This window comes from Acidithiobacillus sp. TH-A36 (genome assembly GCF_057473445.1).
The window spans coordinates 1-1352 of sequence record NZ_JBYCKP010000544.1; the positions used below are offsets into that span (position 1 = coordinate 1).

Below are 1352 nucleotides of genomic sequence, written 5' to 3' on the forward strand. Positions count from 1 at the left end.
CAACCGTGGTAATACTCCACTCCCCAGCATTTTGGAATTCAGGAAAACGCAGACGGGGTTGTGTTTCTCCTTCGCGGGGGAAAAGCTGCTGCATCAGTCCTTTTTTATGGGCCTTGAGACTATCGAGCTTTTGCGTCTCCAGCGTGATCAGGTCGTCGAGGGAGGAAAGGCAATCGGCGATTTTTTGTTGTTCTGCGTCGTCGTCAGGATAGTCTAGAGTGTAATCAATAATATCGCCGGAACTTAAGTTGCCTTGCGCGCCACCAGCAGCTTTTAATTGCATCGAATTCCGAAAATCCTCCCGTTGCAATGAGTGATAGAAGAACTTTGGGTGTATATCTACGGGCACCAATTTTCCAACACGCTGATTCTGCAAGAGTGAACCACAAGCTACTCGGCAGACCCTGCCAACGTTGCCAGTCATCGAGATTAGGATATCGCCGATGCAGAGTTTCTGATGCTTCTGCATGTCGGCAGGTGGTTGAGTGATCCTCTTTGCTGCATCCAGTGTCATTGAACCATGTTGGACATTTGCTATCGTGACGATTTGAAATGACCCTGAATCAACATAGTCAGAACTTTTGAACGCATAGCCGTTTTTCAGCCTTGCAACAGCTCCGAGGGTCGTTTGTACCCACTCTCCCGTCCCCCGAAACTCCGGAAACCGCAACCTGGGCACCCGACCACTATTTGTTGTTCCGCTCATCCGTTATGTTTTCCCTGTTCTTCCTGCCGTAGCGGGTGATCCACGCTTAATTTATCGATCTGCAAAAACGTTGTTTCCACTCGCGTGATAGCCGCGTGCTTTGATGGATTATTGTTCATAAGCCTCCAGCCCCGAAATCTCCCGCCCCTGAGCCTGCTTATGCAGCAAGGGAATCAAATCCTGCATGAGGGCGGTTTCCTTCTGGGTGCGGGCTTTCCAACCCAACTGCAGCGATGCCAGTAATTCACTCAGTTGTTCTCCATCGAATATCATCCGGTTCAGAGTCTGCGCCATGAAGTCCTGGAGTGCTCGGACATCCAGTCCATGCGTCTGGGCGATCTCTTGTATGCGCTGCTGTTGATTCTGCCTCTTGAAATGTTCAAATCCTTCGCGAATCGCCGATTCATCCAATCCCTTACCCGCTTTCAGGGTATCGATATAGGCAGTAATCTCTTCCCGATCATCCAAAAACTGGGCATCGGACTGAATCAATCCCACCAGTGCTTCCCGATTCATGGTTTGTTTGCCCGGTGTAGGGTTCGTGTAACGACTGATCAGGGTCATGATGTAGTCGTAATCAATTACGGCCGAGGCAAAAAGGACAAACTCAAAATCCAGTTGCTCGACTTCCGGACTGGTCTGTTCG

General features: G+C 49.9%; 2 protein-coding genes. Both read right to left on the minus strand.

Going from position 1 to position 1352, the window contains the following annotated elements:
- The coding region (locus AC2VLY_RS13905) for a restriction endonuclease subunit S (protein ID WP_486893351.1) at positions 1–706 on the minus strand (706 nt) is incomplete at its 3' end.
- Between the two features lie 108 nt (positions 707–814).
- The coding region (locus tag AC2VLY_RS13910) for a type I restriction endonuclease subunit R, EcoR124 family (RefSeq protein WP_486893352.1) at positions 815–1352 on the minus strand (538 nt) is incomplete at its 5' end.